An 18,973-nucleotide genomic window follows, 5' to 3' on the forward strand; every position below is an offset into this window, starting at 1 on the left:
TTGATTTTATTGTTGAATTTTATGGCTGAATTGAACCGGCATAAAAATACCATTCCTGCGATGTAGTTACCAGGAAGTGCTTAGCGCAATCCATCTCCTCATTTTGGCTTATATCTTTAGTTTAGTCGGCATATTTAGCTAAGGATTGAAAGTCTGCGCATCCGCGGATATTTCCTTATCCGCATCAGCATCACTATCACTATCATCCGGCTTAATTTTCTTGTTTATGAAATATAAGTGACCGGAGAAATGTCTTTCGATTTTCCACTTCTCCTCTATCTACTTAGCCGCCGCACAACAGACGATTAACTAAAAAATCTCGCCCTTTTTGTGCAATGGTACCTGCACGTGCCTCAAGCGATGCATCAACGGAATACGTAAAAATAGTTCAACAATTTATGTCTTAGCGTAAGCGTGGGTGGCAATGCGCTTACTAAGAAAATTCTAAGTATTACAAGAATAATCTACATCAAGAATTAGGAATGTCTTAGTGAGAAAGAGAGTTCTCTTGTAGGTATACGAACTTTTTTTCTGGAAAATAGACTTCTTTAAAAGGAAGCAAGCAATGACAACTACCAAGACAGGCTTACGCGTCGCGGTCCTGCCTCTGTGGCTGGCCATTTTGATGACCACGGCACATGCGCAACAGGCAGTGCCGGCGGCTCCCATCGCTCCAATGCCGACCGCTGCCACGGAAAAATCTCTCGTGCATGCGGTACTAAGTGCGCATAAAGTGCAGACCAAGGACGGTAAAGAAATATTTTCCGACGATGCTCTTCATGCCCGTCCGGGTGACGTAATCGAATACCGCGTTTTATACCGTAATGCAGGCGTGCAGGCGGTCGGCGATGTGCAGGCAACGTTGCCACTTCCAGAAGGCGCTACATATCAGTCTGAAAGTGCGCGGCCGATCAGTTTCATGGCGCGTATTGAAGGTGTGCCGGAGTTTTCTGATGCGCCGATTAAACGCAATATTGTGGAAGCGGGTCGGACAAAAGAAATCATTGTTCCAACCTCTGAATACCGTGAACTGCGCTGGAATCTTGGCGAATTAGCGGCAGGCCAAAGTAAAACAGTCAGTGCACGTATTGTTGTTCCCGGCGGCGCTATGTATGGCGTAAATAAGGTATCAACTCAGTAGCGATAAGTCTGGTGATAGCGGACTGAATCGATGTTTAAGTAAAAAAAATCATATGTTTTTCTGTCGTTTTCTTTCTTATTATTAGATCAGTTCAAAAATAACGCACTCAATACCTAATTTTCACGTTAAGAAATATTTCAATCAAGACGTAAAAAAATAGCAAGTGAAGAGTTTTTTCTACGTATTTTGAAATAAATCTGTCGAGAACATGCGCTACATCACTGAGAGTCTTAACGCTACGATTCGCTGAAAATTGCTGCGATATTAGCTGCGCATTATTCGATGTCAAAGCAACTCCTGGAAATAACGGCTTTCACTGCAGCGCGAAAGTTGCGGTTCGCTGTTGGATATGGTTGGCGGGCACAAACGCTCATTCTGACGCTCAATTCTGACATCGCACGTCAGACCCTCAGAAGCGGGTTCAACCAACGTCAGTTAGGAATGTTGGGTAATAAAAATAGTAGAAATATCAATCGAAAAAAGTGGTACTGCCTTATCTATCGTCGATCCATAGTGTGATCTGCGCAATTTTTTATTGATAGCTCAGTCAGTATGTTTGCTTTTTAGTTATTAAATAAACGAGGATTAACCAAAATGTTTTCACCAATAAGCCCTCTTAAAGATCGGCACTCTACGCGCTGGCAATGTGCTGTTGCCTGGATGATGACGGCGGTACTTCTAAGCGGCGTCGTGTCGCCAGTACTAGCGAAATCACGGATATTAGAGGGCGGGGCGCAACTTGGTACCGCAGCGACAGCGAAATATACCTTGCCTTCAGGACTTGTACAGAGTGCGACTTCCAATGTGGTCATCACCAAAATTCAAAATGTGTTTAGTTTGGCGCTTGAAGGTGACACTACGATTAGCGGTGTAAATAAATTCCACAACCGCATCCGCAACACGGGTAACGTGGCTATTAAAGAAGTCACATTGACAGCGTCAGACTTCTTGAACGTTTCTCAATATACCGTCTGGAGCGAGGGTAAAGAGACCATTCTGACCGCTGCATCTCCATCGTTTACTTTAGCGTTATCTGATACTGGTCTGGAGCCTGAAGAGTTGTTTTCATTTGAGGCGACGATACTTCAGGTGGCAAGCGATAAAGCTGCGCACGTGTCACTCACTGTGAGCGGTCCTGAGAATGCATCAGCCAAACTAATACAAGAATATGATCCGGCTATAGGCACCTTTGCAATCCGTCCAATTGAAAAGAAGATTGATATCGCACGTGGCGGGTTAGATACAAAAGATTTTGTTTACCTTTTTGATATTGATACCAAAGACGCCAGTACAACATATATGGGAATGACCGTTGACCTTTCCGGCGAAGCATTGAAAGGGCTGTCCTTTGATAAAAAGAACGGTTATCAAGTCTCAATACATAATGGCGATAATGTATGGGAAGCATTGGAACCAGGTACAGTGAGGCCGTGGGGGGAAGGTTATAAAGCCAAATTGACACAGGTTGATGACCAAAAATTCTTTCTCGCTCTAGAATTCCCTGCAAACGCCAAAACGGATAAAGCACAACTTCGATTTGTGGTTTTAGCAGACGATACCGCTGCATTAGGCTCTAGAATTCTACAGGCTGAAACGGGAAAAATTGCGGACATGAGCGCTACTGGTCTTGGCGCTGATTCTGCAAAAACACCGCCAATTAATGTCAATGTGACCGGTATCCTGCGTCGTGAATTGGGGCTTAGCTTGCCAGTCGGTGAGAGTGGAGACCACGCTGCTGTACCGGGACAAATTGTTAGTCTTAAGGCATTGATCGAAAACACTGGCGAAAGTGAAGATACTTTTGTGTTGTCGAGTGAAAGCGCAGATCTGCCAAAAGAGACGAAACTGGTATGGATTACCGGGACGCCGAATGACGATAAAGATGCGCCTGCAATAACGCTTGCTGCTGGAAAAAAACAAGTGATCGAACTTCAGGTTCAACTAGCGCCCTCCAATACGGAGGATGCCGTATCAGTCATGGCTGCAATTGCACATAAGATCACCATCAAAGCAACGCCAGAAAATAATAAGGATGAGGCGCTTACCAAGAAAGTCTCGTATACATTGGCGCTTGGCGATCGCACAGTAAGTCTGGTCGGTATTGCTGGAACTAATGAAGAAAGAATCGTTAATCATGTCGTTGTAGCCAATGATTCAAGCACAACTTTCAAGATACGCGTTAAAAACACGACTGAAGTCGCCTCACATGAAGCCTATATTGTCGGCGTAAAAGAGTCAGCCGGATTAGGTGTTCGCCTTTATCCAGCCGATGCCGGTGGCATATGTGGACCGGATGCTGGCAGTTTATCGTCATTCGATACCGGATTGATCTCAGGTGGGACGGATAAAGACCTTTGCGCGCAAGTGAGCGGATCAGCCACTAACGGTGGTCTTGGTAACCGCACTAAAGCAGGCATAGTGCTTGAAGTAGTGTCCAAGATTGAACACAACGGAAAAACCAAAGCTGAACTGCCGCTGAATTTATACGTGGCACAAAGTGAGACGATCCAGGACCAAACGCCGACTAAAGTGATTGAACCAAATGGGGTTGTCAGCTTTTATCACGAAATTCTCAATACCAGCGATATCAAACTTACCATCACTAAAAGTGATCTCGTCACCAAGATGGAAAGCGGCTGGACAGTTACGGCTACCTTGGTAGATGTCGATGGAGAGCCATTGCCAGCTCAATCTATCGAACTGGAAAGTAAAGAAAAAGTGCGTATCCAACTGACGATCACTGCGCCAGCAAACGTGCCGACGACCGAAACAGCCAGTATTCTGACCGTCAATGGTCAATTCCAATACACCGCAGTAACGCGTTTGCTCGGTGAAAATACCTATAAATTAATCGGCATATTTGACGGAAAACTAGTCAAGGAACAAGCGCTGGATGCTTCTTGTGACAGTTTGCCGGATGGCAAACTGTTTGGACAAAGCGAGATCATCGCCAAGCCAGCTGCATGTATTTGGTATCGCCTGACATTAGAAAATACAAGCGGAGTGGATTATGCGGATCTAGCAATTACAGATACGGCGCCAATGCATTCTGTGGTTTCTACGGACGCACCAAATCAACCTACATTGACGCTTATTGCTAAAGATGGAGCGGAGACGCCAGCGACCGCGCCAGCAGTCGCTAACGGACGAGTGGACGGACACCTTGATGCACTCGAAAATCAACAAAAAGCAGTACTCAAGTACCGCGTAAAAATAGATGGCCTACTTTAATTCGTAAGTCATTAGCTACTCGCACCGGTGTTATATCGGTACGAGTAGCTATTGCCATGTCGTCATGTTGATAAAGCCCTACTGTTGGTTGTCAAGATATTTCTCATTCGCTAGGTTCATTTAGCGGGCGGTATGTATTTCGCTCGTGGAAGGTACCGCTATTTTTTGTCTCGCTATTTTTTAATTCATTTTCTGTTTAACGCGCCGCGTCGTGTTCTAGCGGATCGGCCGGATGTATCAACATGCATATTCGTTTTTTTCAATTCTATAGTTTGCTTCTGTTAGGAAGCCTTTTTCTATTGCTTTTTATGGCGAGCGGCGCGTCCTATGGTCGTGCTCCTGCCGCGGATGCCGTCCTCAGTGTTCAGGCCCATGCCAGCTATAAAGAGGGGATCACTGGTTTAGCGCGTAGCGTTGTATCCAATCTGATACGCGTTAAGATCGCACCCGTAGAATATGTCACTTTTTCTGGGAATGGCGCTGTGCTCGCGCAGGCAGGGATTCGGTTAGTCGTTCCGCTGCGCTTGCATAATGCAGGGAATGTTACTTCTCAGTTGTCATTTTCCGCGGTATCCGTTAACGATGCAGCACCTGCGTTTTCGCTGAGTGCGCCAAAACTATACCGTGACGTGCGGCAGAGTGGTGAGTTTGACCCCACCGCGCCTTTGATTACTGACTTTAATCCATCCTCTCCTGCTGGAATTGGTTTGACGATGGAAGCAGACGAAACAGTCGCGTTGCTGATGGTCGCCGAAGTACCAGCCGACGCTGTGGGTAACGCTGCGCTTGAATTGATTGCAACCACTGTGCGTCAGCAAGCGCAAGCACGTATCGCTATCAAGGCCGCAATTGCCGACAGTGCATTATTGCGACTGGCGATGCAAGCTGCACCTTTATGGTACGCGGAAGACGGCGTCGTCAAAATGACGCTCAATGCGAAAAACATCGGTGCGTTTGCAGCTACCGGAGTGAGTAGTGTGAATAGCCTTCCCGTGATCATTGATGGGCAGGCACAATCCGTCGTTTTGTTGCGCCAAAACATTCCCGCGGAAGTCGCTTACGTAGCCGCTTCGCTAGTTGCGGAAAATGCGTCGATACAACGGTTGTATCGATACGATAGCGATCCGCAGTTTCAATATCGGACTATCAAGGATGGCGCAGGCGCATCTGCCATAACCAGTGCATCTGGTGAATCAACCGTCTCTGGTTCTGCAGTGTCCGGTCCGCGCGTGGCAGAGATCGCGCTGGCGATGCATGCGCTTGGCCCACATTCAGCTATGCAGGCGACGTTTACGTTGAAGGTTGGGCCGTCTGCACCGGACACGTTGACACTCCAAAGTGAAGGTTGGGCCGCTAATACCAACGCGCAAAGTAATCCGATTTTGCTGCGTCGGGCGATCACGGCAAGACCTGATATCGTGCCTTTTATACAATTTACCGATGTGGGTTTAGGTAATGGGGGTGAGTACATACTTCGCGTGAACAACATTGCTGGCGCTGTTACCGATAAACCCATGGTCTTGACCACTCATCTACCTGATGGCATTCGTGCCGCCAAAGTAGATGCAGGTAAACAATGGCAATGTGAAATCAGCAGTGTCAGTTTATTAAGTTGCACGACCTTGCAATCTTTGGCTGAAAATCAATTCAGCACCGATATTATTGTCAACGTGCTTGTTGATGAGACTGCGTTTCCTGCAGGAGAAAATTCCGTCTGGCTGCCGGGTACGGTGGCGGTCAGTGGTGGTGGCGAACCAGAAGCCAACACGACGAATAACCTTCTTCACTTTAAGAATAAAGCAACACGTGGCGCGTCCTTGGCGGGCAGTGTATGGATGGACCGAGGTCATACCGGAACCTACGATAGTGGTGATACGTTGTTAGCCGGATGGCGTGTCCAGCTTCAGACAGATCGCACCGCAGAGGTTTCTGCGAAGATTACTGAGACAGCCACCAGCCTTGCTAGTGTTGCGACTTATCGCGGCGTAGTGACTAGCGCACCTGATCCTATCGTTAAAGAGGCGGTCACCGACGCTCAGGGTCATTACAGTCTGACGGGTATCCCCGCCGGTGGTCCATATCGCTTGCGTTTTCTCGCACCAGGCGGTGCACGCGTGGGTACGCCGCAGGATGGCGTCATTGGCTCTCCACAGGCGAACGCGGAGCGCGATCAGGAAACCGGCGAGCTTGTATATGCACGTATCGAGGATAACCAGAATTTTTCGGAACAAAATCTACCAGTGTCATATAGCGGTCGTGTATTCGACGCCACGACGCGCAAACCGGTGGCGCAAGCAACCGTGCGTATTGCCATTGATGGCGGGGGCTTTGATCCTGCCAGTTATCTCGTCGGGAAGCCGGAAAAAGGCACAATAACCACTGATGCCGAAGGTTATTTTTACTACGCTTTTACTCCAAGCGCACCCGCTGGCAACTATACGTTATCGGTTGAAGCAGCTGGATATGAACCGGAATTTTCACGGGCTTTGCCACCGTTGGATACGCCGATGCATCTATCCGCCACGGGCCAAATTCCGCAGGTAATCCGTGCGGCGGAGAGCGCTGTTATTCCGGTTGCTACCGCTCCGGTCGTCTATTACAACAAAATCCAGCGGGAAGCGAATGCATCACGGCTGGTGAACAATCTATTGGCGATCGATCTGGTTGATGTTAGCGCTGGCGACGTGCTTTTCTTGCGCAAAGAGTCGGATCGCAGGGAAGTCGAATTGATCGACTTTTTAAATTACACGCTAGTCTTAAAATATAGTGGAAAAGTGGCGCGCAAAGGCTTCGATATCGCTGATCAATTGCCACAAGGATTTTCTTACGTGCCTGGTTCTGCGCGTATTAGCACCGGCGACACCGAGAACGGCGCAGGCGTTGCCCTTGAACCAGAGACGCGTGGCAATCTGTTACGCTTTGTGGCGGCCGATACCGTATTACAGAGCGACGCACCAGTGCGAATTCAGTACCGTGTCAGCGTCGGCGTGAATGCACGCGAAGGTGTGCGTGCAGAAAGTCGCGCCACCGCGCATTCGGGCAATCTGAGTTCCAATCAAGCCAGTGTTTCTGTTAATGTCATCGGTGGCGTATTTACCAGCGACGCTTACGTTCTGGGCAAGGTTACACTGATGTGTAGTGACCAGGATTATGCCGGTGGCGATGGCAGCGCTGATACTGCCAATACCATGGGCGTTCCAGGTGTACGTATTTATCTGGAAGATGGTACCTTCGCAGAGACCGATCAGGATGGAAAATACAGCATCTATGGCGTCAAACCGCTCACGCATGTGCTGAAGCTGGATAACACGACATTACCTGTTTCAGCCATTCCGCTGGCGACAACCAATCGTCATGCTGGGCGTGGTGAAAATCAGTTTATTGACTTGCGAAATGGGGAACTCGGTCGTGGTGACTTTACACTCGGTTGCGGCGCAGGAACTCTGGCGGATGTGCAGGTTCGGCGTGAAAAAGCGGCGGGTAATATCTCAGAAATCGAAACCGTCATAAAGCGGCGTTTTGATGTCGACCCATCCACACTAGACGGCAACAATACGGGCGGTAATCTTAAATCACTTCCGGCTACCGGACGAATCGGTGGCGGCGCGGCCAAGACGACGTTATCGACGTTGGCGACGTTAGATAAGTCGGCGCACAACATGACCGAAGGCGTATCAGCATCAAGCTCGGCATTAGCAACAGCTCCAGCATCACCGTCCGCACCAATATCTCGAGATTCCAGCCATTCGGTGACCACGACCTTATCCGATAATGTTGTCCGTTCTTTACCAGAACAGCAAGAGCGACCATTACAGAAAATAGAATCTGGCGATGTCCCTGTGTCGATTGAGGCAGAGCTACGGAATATGGATGCAGCGCTCGACTTTGTAGAGCTGAAGGATGCGCAGATTACGCCAACACGACAGATGCGTGTTCGTGTCAAAGGGAGTGTGACCGTCGGCGGGGCAGCAGCAAAAGCCATAAGGTTACAAGTGAATGGTGAATTTATTGGACTTGATCGTGTCGGCTCACGCAGTGAACTTGCATCGCGCAACATTGCTGTATGGGAATATATCGGCGTGTCGTTAAAAGCCGGTAAAAATGATCTGACGATAAGCCAAGGAGAGCAGCAGAAAAGCATCACCATCACGGCACCGGGCGACTTTCAAAATCTCATGATCGAAGTTGAGGGCCATGCCGAAGCTGACAGCAAAAAACCACTGCGCGTGCGCGTGCACGTCACCGACGCTAATGATATCCCTGTAACAGCGCCCACTCGGATCACGCTGAGTGCTAGTGCAGGGCAGTGGCTGGATGCCGCTGGTTTAGCTGGCGATAGTGTCTATAAAGGAATCATTAATGATGGTGTCGCCGCGTTTGATCTCATTCCGCCAGAGCAACCTGGCACACTCGTATTGCGGGCGATCAGTGGCCCGATTCAGGCCTCACGAGAAATTCAACTGGCTGCATCACTGCGGCCGATGTTAGCGACCGGTATCGTTGAGGGCGTAGTGAGCCTTCGCAACGGTTTGATCCGTCCTGTAGGAGAGCGTGATAGTTTCGAAAACGAACTGAGTCGCCTCAGCAGCACATGGGATAACGGCAAAATCACCGCCGGCGGTCGCGCAGCCTTCTTCCTTAAAGGCAAGGTAAAAGGCGAGTATCTCCTGACCGCCGCGTATGACAGTGAGAAGGACGTTAAGCAGCGCTTATTCCGCGATATTCAGCCCGAGCGCTACTATCCCGTTTATGGTGATTCCTCGGTGCGTGGCTTTGATGCCCAATCTACCAGCCGCCTTTATTTGCGGATTGACAAAGGTCACAGCTATTTGTTGTACGGCGATTTCTCTACCCAAGACGCAACTGGCGTGCGTCAACTGACGCAATACAACCGTGGTGTCACCGGTATCAAACAGCATTTTCAAACTGATGGTGGGCGCGTCAGTGGCACATTCTTTGCCAGCCGCGATAGCCTAACTCAGCGTGTTGTTGAAATTAGTCCAAATGGCACGTCCGGTCCATTTTCGGTGTTCGGTGCTGACTATCTCGAAAATAGTGAACGCATTGAGATCATCACGCGAGACCGTAATATGCCGACACGTATCCTTGCTACGCGGGTGTTGTCACGGTTTGCCGATTATGAAATTGAAACCATGAGCGGGACGCTATTGTTTAAAAGTCCAGAACCCTCGACCGATGCGAACTTCAATCCCAATACTATCCGCGTGACCTACGAATCAGACGGCAATGGTGCCAAATTCTGGCTATACGGCGGCGACATGCAAGTGCGCGTCACGGATGCTATAAAACTTGGTGCTGTCGCGATAGAAGACCGCAATCCAGTCGACCCACGTGCACTGCGCGGACTGACGTTAGAGGCCGATCTTGGGCGCGGAACATCGCTGGTCGGCGAGCTGGCGCAAACCGATACTGCCAAAGGTCTTGGGCGCGGTAGTCGGGTAGAGCTTAAGCATCAAAGCGCGGCACTAAAAGCAGGCATAACAGCGGTGCAGGTTGATGGAGATTTCGATAACCTGAATTCGCCCACTTCGGGCGGACAGATCGAAGCGCGCGCGGGTGCTGAATATAAGCTGGACGAACGGAATACGCTAAAGGCTGAACTGGTGCATGCCAGAACGTTAGCAAAAACCGGCAACGCTTCGGGTAGCGGATCTACCAACGTTTCTCCCGACACCAAACTGGAGGGAGCGCTGATCGGAATCGAACACGCATTCGATAGCGGAATACGGGCAGAAATTGGGACCAGGATGGTGCGTGGCACGGCGCAGGGCGTCAACGCAGATGGCGACATGGACACTGATGATTTGAACCTGAATACATTACGCATGCGATTGGGAACGCGTGTTCCCGGTGTGCCGAATGCCAGTGTTTATACTGAGTATGAGCGCGATATGCGTGATGCCGATAAACGCCTTCTGGCTTTCGGTGGAGAGTATCAGATAAAGCCCGGCACCAAGGTTTACGGACGGCACGAAGCACTATCGAGTTTGGGTAATATCTATGAACTTGGCGATAACCAAAAGACCAGTAATTACCGCACTGTGATCGGGGTAGAAACCGAATACATGCCGCAAGCCAGTTTGTTTAATGAATATCGTCTGGGCAGTGCCATTGATGGGCGCGATGCGCAGAACGCATTCGGTCTGCGCAATGGCTGGAATGTCGCACCCGGCTTGCGCCTCAATACTACCTTCGAACGTACCAAAGCGCTTAGCGGGAGCAACACGGATGAAGCCACCGCAGTGACCGGACAGGTCGAATATCTTGCTAACACGCGTTGGAAGGGCGGCGCAGGCTTGGAGTTGCGTCGCAGCGCGCTGGAAGATGCGATGTTGAATACGCTTGGTCTCGCGTTCAAGCTTGATCATGACTGGACTTTTTTGGGGAAGAGTGCCGTCTACATGGTCACCGGCCGTAACGGCAATAGTACTAACGGCGTGCGCGCGCGACAACGTCTGGGTATGGCGTATCGCCAGACCAAGCGCAATAAGCTTAATGCGTTGGCTTATTACGAACACCGTGTAGAAAATGGTCGTCTGGCTGCTATACAAGCAACCACTCGGCATGTGCATCTGATTTCTTCTCACGCCAGCTATCGCCCGTACGACGCATTGACGGTCTCCGCTCGGTACGCGTTCAAGCACGTCACTGAAACCGGTCACGGACAGCGCAGCGCTATGCATGGGCATTTGCTATCCGGTCGGCTTGCACGCGATATCACTGCCAAATGGGACGCCGGAATCGCCGGATCATTTTTTACCAGCAGCCTTGGTGAACGACTGCACGCGATCGGTGTAGAAGCTGGTTATCAGGCCAGCCAGGACCTTTGGGTTTCGGTGGGCTATAACGTATTCGGTTTTGAAGACAGGGAGTTCAGCCAGTTAGCTAATACCTCGCGTGGGATGTATTTCCGACTGCGCTACAAGTTTGATGAAAGCAGTTTGTAATATGAATTCCACCATTATTAAGTTGGTCAAAACAATTGTCCCATTAGCCCTTATACGGGTCGTGTTATGCAGCGTGTTGTTGTTGTTGTTGTTGTTGTCTGTCGCTGGGTGGGCGCAGGCTAAAGGTATAAGCACGTCGACAGAAACGGCAAACGTGGGCGACCAGAACGTCACCCTTAACAGTGTAAAAGACGACTGGGGCAACGAGTGGCCGGATGATGGATTGTGGTTGAAACCAGACGGCCCTACGCATCAGGTTGATAACCCGCTAGGCGCCATATTTAAATTTAGCGGTTTTGGTCGCAGTAATACCACAGCATTTGGCGTAAGAATGCGGACGAAGATTCCTGGTGAAAATTGGAGCGGTTTTCGGGAGGAAATACTGAGTGCGGAGAATATTGGATTAAATATTTTTGAGGTCGGCGTTCAGGAAAGCAAGGGCTGGTCTCCCGGTACGATTGTTGAACTCCAATATAAACCGAGGGAGGGAAATTCAGTCGCCAAAAACTGGACTGAACCAAAGCAATTCCGAATGAGCGCTAAGCCAAAGCCAGCAGTCTGGCGTTATCCGGCGAATAATACCGATCATATAAGACCGGATAATCTATTTCAAATTGGCGCTAATTCTAGTTCTGCTGCTGGCGAGGCGATTGCCACTGGCGCGAATGCTGGTGTCGATGGCGTAATGGTGTTGACGAATAGAAACGGCCAACCTGCGGTACAACAAAATCAAAATATAGCTCCGCTTTCTGTCGGAGGTGCTTTTACAATTGATATTATTGATAGTAATAACTGGAAACCAGGCGATACCGTTGACGTGACAATGTATGTTCGACGAGATGGAATTTTTTCCGATGCATCCATAACCCGAACATTTCACATGACTTATCCCGCGCCAAGCAAGGTGGACTGGGTCAGTCCGGCTAATGGCAGCCAGTACATTCTGGTGCAGGATAATCCATTACACATCAGTGGTAAGACTGATACGGGAGTGGATCAGGTGAGCGTATGGTGGAAAGAATTGGGTACGGATGGTACTGGTTCATACGAACCTGCGGTTGGTACGGTGTTAGATAGTAGTAATAATTTTGACGTCCAGATTGCCGGAAGTGTTAACTGGAAAGCAGATTCAACTTACGAGGTGCAATTCAAAGTCCACAGCGGAAAATTTTCTTCAGGATGGTCAGCAGTACGACAGATATATGTTCAGTATCCAGCACCGACGCGCCTTGATTGGATCAGCCCCGCTAGCGGTAGCGACTATGTTCCTGTGCAGGGCAATCCATTACATATTAGCGGTAAAACTGACAAGCGAGTGGACGCGGTGAGCGTAGGGTGGAGAGAGACAGGTACTGAAAGTTTTTATGAACCTGTGGTTGGCACGGTGTTAGATCGTAATAACAATTTCGATGTTCCGATTGCGGGGAGTGTTAATTGGAAAGCAAATACAACTTATGAGGTGTTATTCAAAGTCCACGCCGGAAAACTTGAATCAGGATGGTCGGAGGTACGACATATCAATGTTCCTCCTCCAGCACCTACACGTGTGGAGTGGGTGAGTCCAGCCGCTGATAGTTTGTTCAACACATTAGTTGGCAAACCGCTCACTATCAGCGGCAAGACCGATCCCGGCGTCAATCAAATCAATATAGCCTGGTGTAAAGAGAGTCATCTTGTTTGTGGTCAGACGCTTTTTCAAGATATCCCTGTGGTCGGCTCAGATGGCATCTTTAGCAACGTGCCTCTTCCAGACAGTCTGAACTGGGATCCTGGATTACCCTATATGTTAAAGTTTTATGCCAAACGAGATGGCGTATCATCGTTGGTCTCTGTGGAGCGACGCGTTCTGACGGCGCGCCCTGTACCGAAAATAGTAGAATGGACTACCCCTCCGGCAAATTATGTCTACCGTCCTTCAGTCGGCAACCCATTGCGCATCAGCGCGGTGACCGAAACCGGCGTTACACAAGTCAACGTTTTTTCAAAACGGCAGGGGAGCAATGACTCTACAGGCGTGTCTAAGACATTCGACGTTAAGCTCGATTACAATTATTTTTTTGAAAATATTCCGATCGAGGATAGTGTTAACTGGAAACAAAAAAATAGTTACCAGGTAAGAATCGCGGTCATTCGTGATGGTCTTTCATCTGAGCCGATCATCCGTAATTTTAACGTTCCTTACGAAGCGAAGCGCCTGGATTGGATCAATCCCATGACGGTGGAAAGCTTGTACGCACCCGGAGAGGGAAAGTCGTTGCGCATCAGTGGACAAACCGATCCTGATGTAACGCACGTCATCGTACGCTCAAAACTAAAGGGTGGAACTTACGGCCCCGAATCGATAACGAAAGTCGTTCTCAATGGCGAGAGTATTTTTGAAAATGTTGAGATTCTCGATAGCCCAAATTGGAAGATTGGTCAGTCATACGAGTTGCAATATAGAGTGAGAGCGGATTTTCTGACGTCAGCAAATTGGTCGCCTTCTCGCTTCATACACGTGATACCGCCACAACCAGTCTGGGTCAGTCCGGGTATCGATAGCTGGCTCAGTCCGTCGAGTGACAATCTCCTGATTATTTCCGGCAAGACCTTGCCTGGCGTTAATCAAATGAATGCCAGGTGGTGCACCGAGGATCATAAAATCTGCGGCTGGACGGAGGATCAGGATATTGCCACGGTTGGCGAAGATGGAATTTTTCGGTTCCCGTTAATCGATAGCAAGAATTGGCAAAATGGCAGGAAGTATGACGTCAATTTTCGGATTAAACATGGGGGTGTTGAATCTCTGGCATCCGTGGAACGACGATTTCAGGTTGATACTGTAGCGCCGGAAATCACACTTTTGCAGCAATCGATGTCGGATGAGGGCAACTATGTACTTGGTGGAACCGTCACGGATAAAGCTTCAGGCCTTGGTGTTAATGGTGATGGCAAAAAAGCACTTACGATTCGCTGGCGCTCCGATTCAAAACAGAAATGGTCAAATCCGATCTCTGCCGATGTGTTGTCATCTAATACTTTTGTGTTCGGTTTGACTGCGACGCAATTAGACAAAAATTGGACCGTAGAAGTAGAAATTTCGGCAACCGACCGCGCTGGTAATATCAATAAGCAGCAGGTATTTTTTGCCGAGCCAGCTGTAATCAGACTAGATGTCACGCGGACGAACTGGGAGTCAGCGACCATCGACGGGCACCGTACACGGGATGAACGCGAGCAATCGAACCCACTCGCGACGTCGGCCTCCAAAGGAAGTCGCCCTATTGCGTCTGCAGGAAGCGAAATGTTTGCGGGTGATACTTTTTCGTATAGCGTGACCGTGACTGGTGAAAAAGGCAAAGCCACGAGCCTTAACATTAACTACACGCTGCCGGATGAATTGGAACGCAACGGTGTGCCAGTTCTGACGCTTAGCAAGCCTGGATCTGTGGCGCTAAATCCGAACTGGGATGGCACTAAAAATCAATCAGATATGCTGGCAGAGGGTGCGCATCTCAACACGAAAGAGACGCTCAATATCAGCGTGCCTGTACGCATCAAATGGGATGCTGTGAAAGCACCCGAAAGCCACATTGGCGTCACTGCGGACGGCATCGAGGATCCGGGATATACCGACGTGGTAGTGCTGGTTCCCTATCAGGGTGAGTTAAAACTGGTAAAGCGCGTCGATAAAGAAAGCGCTAATGAAGGCGATACGCTTGCGTACACCATCAAGTTCAGTAATACATCCAATACTTTTATTGTGATGGAAGAAATACGAGATCCGATTGACCCACGTATGACGTTGGAAGATTTGTCTTGCGGCGATGATATACCGGCTGATATTACTTGCGCAGTAACCGCCTCGGATACGGCAGCGATCTGGGAATTTACAGGATACTTACCTTCAGGAGTATCGGGGTCGGTGGGATATCGTGCGACGATTACCAAGCCAAAGTGAGTATTGAAACGGGTTGTCGATGCGGACGCATCACGAAAATTCTTAACATGTATTTAGTGTACTCAAACTGTTAATAATGGCGACTAATATCGCTCATGGTGGAATTTGCTCACTACCTGTTATCCCGTCATCCCGGTTGACAGGTTTCGCAGGGAACAAGTGTGGTGTTTGAGTGATGTTATCCCTATGGGATAAATGTGATTGTTTGGCCCATTTTCATCTTAAAAAATGGTGAGCCAAATGATCGGCTGTTTGATTGAAGGGCCTTCGTCAAATTCAAAAAACGTATAACGATACAAATTTTGATTCGTTTTTTAACCTTGCGCGACATGCTACCGTGAGAGTCTGTTCTGCTGTTCAGTCCTTTTCAACTATAAGGCCAGCGAGACCAAACAAGGCGATGACATAGCATGGCGGAATATTTGAGTGATGGGCAACAGCAAAAAATCGCCGAGTTGTTGAGCAATCGCATAGCACGGTCCGAGTGGCCAACCTGGTTGTTGGTATTGCTCATTTATGGCGGTTGGGGTGCAACTTTGTGGTTTCGCTCCCGCCTTACTTTACTGCCCACGACCCTGTTATTGATTGGCTTTTGTGTCTGGTTTATGTCCTTGCAGCACGAAATTATGCATGGGCATCCGACGCGCTATCTCTGGCTAAATAAAATATTGGCATATGCACCGCTGGCAGTCTGGTATCCGTATTCGCTCTATCGCCAAAGTCACTTGCAACATCACAATGACGCGAATCTGACCGTGCCGGGACTTGACCCGGAAACCCATTATGTTGATGCCGCAGTATGGCAAGCAAGCGGTCACCTCATGCGCACCTTATATCGCTGGCGCAAGACTTTTTGGGGGCGGATGCTGGTTGGGCCATTGATGGCAATCATCTCGACGTGGGGGACCGCAATAGAGGAAATTTTGCATGGTGATATGCGCCATGGTCGGATGTGGCTGACGCACGGAGGATTGCTTGTTGGTATGTTGGTCGGGATACAGCATTTTTTCGATATTCCCTGGTGGTATTACCTGTTATTTATTGCCTATCCCGCCATGTCGGTGGCGATGGTGCGATCCTATTTTGAACATAGGGCAGCGGCTGATTGTAAGCATCGGATCGTGATCAATGAGGCGGGGTTGTTGATGCGCATCTTATTTCTCAATAATAACTACCATTTGGTGCATCACGATTTGCCGCGACTGCCTTGGTATTTGATCGCACGCGTGTATCAGGAGGATCGTGCTGATTATCTGTCGCGCTGTGGTGGTTTTCATCTCCACGGATACCGTGAATTGATGCGGGATTATGGGTTCAACCCAATCGACGATCCATTGCATCCGCTGCCCCCGAATCCCTGCGCGTTATAGTAGAACGGCCAAATTCGTTTCTAATGATAATGGTCGTTTCAGCAATGTGCTCGGCGTATTTCTGGATTTGGGCGTGCCTTGGTCCGCTTTAAGCGGGTATTTCAACTCACTTTTTCAATGCGCTAGCCGAGTAGGTATCTCCGATTAAATTCGCAACGGAATTTTCTTGCCAGGAATTGAGGCGGAACAGTGACGAACGCAGGCCTCAATAGATCTTTTTGACTCCAAAATCAATCACGTTACAGCGGTGGCTAATTGGCTAACTAACCGGCAAAGATGCCTATACGAGGTCAAGTATTGATTTTCAGCTTGTAGTATTCAAAGACTTTCCAATCGCATACGCTCTAAAATAGGGCAACTCGCTAAAATATTTTAAAAATGCAGACTTGGAAAGTAGCGCTGCCGATGTATAACGTCGGCCCAACATTGACCGCAGATTACGAGCGTTTTCTGGAGGCCGTTATTGCGGTGCTGCGCGCGCGCGGATGGACAGACGCGATTGAGGTGGTGCGCGATATCGACGATCTGGAGCATTTCTGGCTGCGTTCTGATCTCTTGCTGAGCCAAACCTGTGGCTATCCGTTGACAACCTCTTTGCACGGTCAGGTACAACTTCTAGGTACGCCGACTTATGATGTTCCCGGTTGCAGTGGCGTTTCTTATCGTAGTTTACTCGTTGTCCGGGCTGATGATTCGGATGCGGGAATGCTTCGGCCGATGCCCGCGTTAGCTGATTTCCGTGGAAGTACTGGCGTTGTCAATCAGTTGAATTCCCATAGCGGGATGAACGCCTTGCGCCATACCGTGGCACCTTTTGCCCACAAAGGCTATTTTTTTGATAAGGTACATGTATCGGGCTCACACCTCGACAGTCTGGTGATGGTGCAAAATGGGTCGGCAGATGTGGCGGCAATTGATTGTGTGACGTTTGCTTATGTCGCCCGCGCTTGTCCAGATAAAGTCTTTGGATTGCGCATTTTGCAAGAAAGTCTGGCGGCTCCGGGTCTACCATTTATTGCGTCTTTACAGCTTAATCAAACACAGTCTGTCATATTAGTAGAGGCCTTAGAGAAGGTGTGTGTAAATCGGCAGATCGCTGAGCCACTGCGCATCACTGGCTTGGCGCTTACTGTAGAAAAAGACTATCAAGCTATCATGGCGATGGAAGAATTTGCGATTGCGCTAGGCTATCTGCGGTTAGCATAGGAATTGATAAGGATAATGACAAAAATGACTATTCACTCTATGCGGCGAATGCGCGGCTTTTTAGCGCGGTTGACATTGATCGGCGGATGCGTAATAGCCGCTCATGGAGCGACCGCAGCATCGCCCATCGCACTGGCTTCTACGGCTTCAGGCGCCACCGTTTCACCTTGGTGTGCGAGTGGCAAGATCGTCAAATTTGCCGGACTCAATTGGGAGAGCGGCTCCGTTTTGACCGAGGTGATGCGCTCCGTCATGGAAAAAGGATATGGCTGCAAGACTGAAAGCGTTCCCGGCAATACGGTAGCGATGGAAGTAGCGCTGTCGAAGAATGACATTCAGGTGCTGGCCGAAGAGTGGGTAGGACGCAGCGATGCGTGGAATACGGCGGCGAAAGCTGGCAGCGTGATGCCACTCGGCAAAGTCATCGTGGGCGCCAGTGAAGGTTGGTACGTGCCCGAGTACGTGATAAAGGGCGACGCAAGTCGCGGTATTAAACCGATGGCACCGACGCTGAAATCAGTCGCTGATCTGCCGACCTACAAAACGTTATTCAAGGATATGGAAGAGCCATCAAAAGGACGTTTTCTGAATTGCCCAACCGGTTGGACGTGCGAAGGTGTCAACACACAAAAGCTCAAGGCTTATAAACTGACCGACAGCTACGTAAATTTTCGTCCCGGCACCGGACCCGCATTGGATGCGGCGATTACGTCGGATTATCAACGCGGCAAACCATTGCTGTTTTATTATTGGGCTCCTACTGCGCTGATGGGGAAATTTAAATTTGTAAAATTACAAGAGCCTGCATTTAATGAGGCATGCTTCAAGACTCTTGCGAACAAAGATACGCCAAATCCTTGCGGTTCAGCCGCGCCCGAGGCAGTGATTCAGGCTGGCGTTTCTACTGTTTTTAATAAGCAGGACCCAGTATTGAGTGCGTTTTTATCGAAGTTCAATATCCCACTCGACTTGCTGAATAAGTCGCTTGCCGACATGGCTGAAAAGAAACTGGCACCGCCACAAGTCGCTCAGATTTTTCTACAGCAGCATCCTGAAATATGGAAAAAATGGGTACCCGTGGATGTCGGTGCCAAGATCAGTGCGAGTGTGAAGTAAT

At 49.2% G+C, this 18,973-nt stretch carries 7 protein-coding genes; all 7 read left to right on the top strand.

Annotated features, from left to right (window positions below; translation table 11 throughout):
- Window positions 1-565 precede the first annotated feature (565 nt).
- The 7 genes from RGU75_RS08075 to RGU75_RS08105 all read left to right on the top strand — a co-directional run bounded on the left by RGU75_RS08075 (window position 566) and on the right by RGU75_RS08105 (window position 18,972).
- Window positions 566-1,141 (top strand): hypothetical protein, encoded by a 576-nt coding sequence (locus RGU75_RS08075; RefSeq protein WP_322234735.1) that lies wholly within the window; start codon window positions 566-568, stop codon window positions 1,139-1,141.
- A gap of 594 nt (window positions 1,142-1,735) precedes the next feature.
- Window positions 1,736-4,372, top strand: coding sequence for a hypothetical protein (locus RGU75_RS08080; protein ID WP_322234737.1), 2,637 nt, complete (start codon window positions 1,736-1,738; stop codon window positions 4,370-4,372).
- Window positions 4,373-4,614: 242 nt separating this feature from the next.
- Window positions 4,615-11,340, top strand: coding sequence for a carboxypeptidase regulatory-like domain-containing protein (locus RGU75_RS08085; protein WP_322234739.1), 6,726 nt, complete (start codon window positions 4,615-4,617; stop codon window positions 11,338-11,340).
- 1 nt (window position 11,341) lies between these two features.
- Window positions 11,342-15,280: a hypothetical protein gene (locus RGU75_RS08090; protein WP_322234741.1), complete on the top strand. Its 3,939-nt coding sequence runs from the start codon at window positions 11,342-11,344 to the stop codon at window positions 15,278-15,280.
- A 410-nt stretch (window positions 15,281-15,690) separates the two neighbouring features.
- Window positions 15,691-16,650 carry a fatty acid desaturase gene (locus RGU75_RS08095; protein ID WP_322234743.1) on the top strand — a complete coding sequence of 320 codons (960 nt, stop codon included), beginning with the start codon at window positions 15,691-15,693 and terminating at the stop codon, window positions 16,648-16,650.
- A 378-nt stretch (window positions 16,651-17,028) separates the two neighbouring features.
- On the top strand, window positions 17,029-17,856 hold the full coding sequence (locus RGU75_RS08100) for a phosphate/phosphite/phosphonate ABC transporter substrate-binding protein (protein WP_322234744.1): 828 nt from the start codon (window positions 17,029-17,031) through the stop codon (window positions 17,854-17,856).
- A 24-nt stretch (window positions 17,857-17,880) separates the two neighbouring features.
- Window positions 17,881-18,972, top strand: coding sequence for an ABC transporter substrate-binding protein (locus tag RGU75_RS08105; protein ID WP_322234746.1), 1,092 nt, complete (start codon window positions 17,881-17,883; stop codon window positions 18,970-18,972).
- Window position 18,973 lies beyond the last annotated feature (1 nt).

Source organism: Glaciimonas sp. CA11.2, assembly GCF_034314045.1.
Taxonomy (GTDB): domain Bacteria; phylum Pseudomonadota; class Gammaproteobacteria; order Burkholderiales; family Burkholderiaceae_D; genus Glaciimonas.